The 4,141-nt window shown below is 45.4% G+C and carries 4 protein-coding genes; 1 reads left to right on the top strand and 3 read right to left on the bottom strand.

Translation table 11 applies throughout. The features are described 5' to 3' along the window. The 3 genes from trmB to Q0546_RS05860 form a co-directional block, all read right to left on the bottom strand. The coding region (gene trmB / locus Q0546_RS05870; RefSeq protein WP_298791386.1) for a tRNA (guanosine(46)-N7)-methyltransferase TrmB at positions 1–828 on the bottom strand (828 nt) is incomplete at its 3' end. Further along, complete coding sequence (locus Q0546_RS05865; protein ID WP_298791384.1) at positions 828–2,045, bottom strand: hypothetical protein; 1,218 nt, start codon at positions 2,043–2,045, stop codon at positions 828–830. The genes trmB and Q0546_RS05865, both read right to left, overlap by 1 nt. Next, positions 1,975–2,991 (bottom strand): RluA family pseudouridine synthase, encoded by a 1,017-nt coding sequence (locus Q0546_RS05860; protein WP_298791382.1) that lies wholly within the window; start codon positions 2,989–2,991, stop codon positions 1,975–1,977. Before Q0546_RS05860 ends, Q0546_RS05865 begins: the two co-directional genes overlap by 71 nt. 52 nt (positions 2,992–3,043) lie before the next feature. On the opposite strand from Q0546_RS05860, the gene Q0546_RS05855 reads away from it, so the two are divergent. Beyond that, the coding region (locus tag Q0546_RS05855) for an FtsW/RodA/SpoVE family cell cycle protein (protein ID WP_298791380.1) at positions 3,044–4,141 on the top strand (1,098 nt) is incomplete at its 3' end.

Genomic DNA, 4,141 nt, shown 5'->3' with positions numbered 1-4,141 from the left:
TTTTTGGTGCCTTTTCCAGCGGTCTTCATATTTGCTGCTTATTTTTAGATCGCGGTTTTTATAAATTTGCACGTCGGCATCACTCAAATTTAAAATTTGCGCCAAAGTAAAGTCCGCATACTCGCGGCTATCGGTTCGCAGCTCAAATTTGCCGCCCACTTTTAGCGTTCGCTCACACTCCAGAGCAAATTTAGCCGAGGCTACGCGCCTATGAGGAGCGTCGTCCCAAGGTACTGGAAAATGAAGGAAAATTTTATCGATAAAATTTGACTCCACAAGCGATAAAAGTAGCCTCGCGTCGCAGTTTACGAGCATGACGTTGTTTAGATTTTTGGCTTTTGCCAGCTTTGCAACCTGCTCGAGCGAGGGCTTGTAGACCTCGATGCCGACAACTAGCGTATCTGGGTTATTTTCCGCCTGAAATAGCAAGTGCCTACCCGAGCCAAATCCTATCTCGATAAATTTGCTCTCAAATTCACTCTGATTTAAATTCTCAAGCAACTCGCCCACGCTAAAGATCGCCGAGTCTTTTTGCGTGAGGCGCGTGTTTTTTACCGCGATGGCTTCACTTAAAATTTGATCGCAATAAAGCTCTTTAAATTTAACCAAAGCATTTTGCAAAAGCCCTACTTTAGCAGGCTTGGTTAGCTTTTCGCCCTTTACGACCCAGTCATTTTCGCGCTTTTTTAGCGTGATAAAAAACTCCTCGCTAGAGCTTTTGCTGTAAACGAGACTAACGCCCTGCCTGCCGCGAGCCTCCCACAAAAAGCTTATCTCGCCGCAATCCTTTGGCGTAAAATTTACGTTTTTAGCTATAAAATTGGGCATTATTCGACGGCTATCTCTGCTTTTTGAGAAGCGTCGGAGCTTATGCCGTATTCATCTACGGCGATAACTTTATAGCTATATTTTTGCCCGTAAGCAACGCTATTATCGACAAATTCATTGCCCGTTATATTTGTAAATTTCTGCTCGCTTCCGCCGCCGTCTCTTATAACAGTAAAGCTTCTAGCCTTATCAGAGGCGTTCCACGTGAGCTTAACCGCCGTGCTGTCGGCCACGATAGATGATACGACCGGTGCGTCGATAGCTCCTAGCGTCATGCCAATGATAGGTTCGCTAGGTTTTTTAGACTCTAGGCCGTCTTTATCGACGATGGTGATTTTATAGTATCTGGTCGCGCCGTTTTCGTTTATGAGATCCTCGTAGCTATTAGACGTGGTTTTCACTAAGTAGGTGTAAGGCATAAATTTGCTTGATGCGCTGTAAATTTTATAGTAGCCAAAGTCGTCGCTAGCCACGCTGTCCCACGTCAAGATGATCTTTTTAGGCACGTTTTGAGTAGCCTGCGCATTTACGACCTCGCTTGGTAGCTGCTTCGTCGTAGAGTCCACGATCTGGCTAGGTTTTGAGATCGTTCCGCTAGTAGTTTTTACGAAAACTCTATATTTATAGCTTCTGCCGGACTTTACGTCGTCATCGATATACTCGGCGTTTAGTCTGCCTTTTACCTCGGCGATTTGCCTCCAGTTTTCTTTATTTATATCGGCTTTTTCGATGACGTAAGACGCCACGCGAAGGTCTGGATGCGGTCTCCAGATGAGTTTCACGCGCTCGGGTAAATTCGTAAGCGCTCTAACGAAAGGCACGGAATCCATAAGCGCCTTAGTAGTGGCGCTAACCATCATACCGGGGCCTGAAATTTGTTTGCTATCGCTATATGTCCTCATCTCGTAGGTATATGTTGTCTCGGGAGCTAAATTTGCATCCACATAGTGGCTGGCAAAGCGGTCTTTTATATCGGCTACGACCTTCATTTTGCCGTTATTTTCGTTCGGATTTGAGCGGTATAGATAGTAGCCTGCGACATTTGAGGTCGGAGTCGGCGTCCACTCAAAGCCAACTTCGGTCATATCGCTGATGGTTTTTAGGCTCTGGACAGTCGGCAAATTCGGATTTACTTGCGCAGGTCCGCTAGAGGATACGCACCCACTCATCACAATGGCTAAAGAGCTCGCTAAGCCCCATAAAATCAATCTTTTCATCTATACTCTCCTTGCTAAATTTGCTAAGTAAAATTTCACTAAAATCATCCCAAATAGGCGCGACGAAGCTCATTTGCTCTCCGGTGCGCGGATGCGTGAAATATAGCCCGTAGGCGTGAAGCATTACTCGGCCGATTTTATCCTTTTCGCTCTTAAAACCGTATAAAGCATCGCCCAAAATATGGCGGTTTAGGCTAGCTAGATGCACTCTGATCTGATGAGTCCTGCCCGTAAAAAGCTTTGCCGCGATCAAATTTACGCCCGCGTTTTTGCTCTGCGCGGAGCCGTCAAATTCGCTAAAAAGCAAATTCGCAAAGGCGCTTTTTGCCGCGCGGCCGTCCGAAACGATCGCCTTTTTTAGGCGGTTAGCGGGATTTCGTCCGATAGCTCGCTCGACGATGCAATTTTGCTTGAGTGGCAAATCCGTTAGCGCTAGATAAATGCGCCCCATGCTTTTGTCGCTTAGCTGACTTGAAAGCGCGGCGTGAGCGGCGTTATTTTTGGCTACGACGATAGCTCCGCTAGTACCTTTATCTAGCCTGTGAACGATGCCTGCCCTACTTTGTCCGCTTAAATTTGATAGTAAAAATCCCTTTGCCCCGAGCCAGTCTACAAGCGTGGGTTCCTTAACGCTAGGAGCGGGATGGACAACTAAATTTGCGGGCTTATTCAACACGAGCAAATCCTCGTCCTCATAAATGATCGGCACTTCAAATTCCGCTTCAAATTTAGCCGTATCAGGCTCGCTTTGCTCAAATTTGACCCCCAGAACGTCGCCTAAATTTAGCTTTACGGATGGCTTATTTAGCGGCTTGCCGTTTAGGCTAACTAGTCCGCTTTTTATCAAATTTAGCGCTTGGTTTCTAGCCACGTTTAGCTCGGCGGCTAAAAAAGCATCCGCCCTCGCCTGCGTATCATCTAAAATTTTGATCTCTTTTTCCGTCATTTTTAGATTTGTTTCCTTTAAAATGCTATAATCGCTCAAAAAAGGCAAATTTTTGATAAGACTCGATAGGCGAATTTTAACCCATTTTGACTTTGTTCAGCCGTTTTTGATACTTCCTATTATTATTTTATCATACATTTTGGTTTCTGAGGCAAATTCTATCCTGGCTGGCAAGCAGCTTGTGTATTTCGGAGTCGGTCTAGCATTGTTTTTGTTTTTCTTTTTGCTCCCTATTCGCAAGATCGCCTGGCTCATACCGCTATTTTACTGGATTTGTATCGTGTTGCTTATTAGCGTAGATTTGTTTGGCACAAGCAAACTGGGCGCAAAAAGATGGCTCGAGTTTCCTTTTATCCACTTTACGCTTCAGCCCTCAGAGATCATGAAACCAGCGCTTCTTTTGATGCTAGGCTACCTCATCAAACAGCGCCCGCCCGAAGAAAACGGCTACGGTCTCAAGGACTTTTTACGCCTTAGCTTTTATATCCTTTTGCCTTTCGTGCTGATTTTAAAAGAGCCCGATCTAGGCACCGCGCTGATACTACTCATCGTGGGCTACGCCGTGCTTTTTATCATCGGGGTAAATAAAAAAATTTGGGTCGTAATATTTGCGGGGATTTTACTCTCTGCGCCCGTGATTTACGAAAATTTACACGATTATCAAAAAAAGCGCATTACCGATTTTTTAAGCGAAGAGTCCAACTACCACGTGCGCCAAAGCATCATCGCTATCGGTAGCGGCGGACTAAAAGGCAAGCCAAAAGACGAGGCGACACAGACGCACTTTAAATTTTTGCCGATTTCTACTAGCGATTTTATTTTCGCGTACACGATAGAGCGATACGGATTTTACGGAGGGCTCGCGCTACTTAGTTTTTACGGCGCGCTGATAGCCCATCTGCTCAGCCTAAACTACGGGCTAAAGGATGATTATTTTACGCAGACGATGGCGTCTGGGATCGGGGTGCTTATTTTTATTTACGTGAGTATAAATATCATGATGACGATCGGCTTTGCGCCGGTGGTGGGCATTCCGCTGCCGTTTTACAGTTACGGCGGCAGTAGTTTTGTTACTTTTATGTGTCTTTTTGGGATTTTGCAAAATTTGCTCGCGTTTAGGTTTGATCCGACGTATAGGCTGGTTAAATTT

Origin of the sequence: uncultured Campylobacter sp. (genome assembly GCF_937997465.1) — a bacterium.
Lineage (GTDB): Bacteria > Campylobacterota > Campylobacteria > Campylobacterales > Campylobacteraceae > Campylobacter_A.
Note: the sequence above shows the minus strand (reverse complement) of the source record. Positions and strands in the feature narration are given on the sequence as shown.

Coding starts and splice junctions, on each gene's coding strand:
- Q0546_RS05865 (WP_298791384.1), bottom strand. CDS start 2,045: ATGAAAAGATTGATTTTATGGGGCTTAGCGAGCTCTTTAGCCATTGTG.
- Q0546_RS05860 (WP_298791382.1), bottom strand. CDS start 2,991: ATGACGGAAAAAGAGATCAAAATTTTAGATGATACGCAGGCGAGGGCG.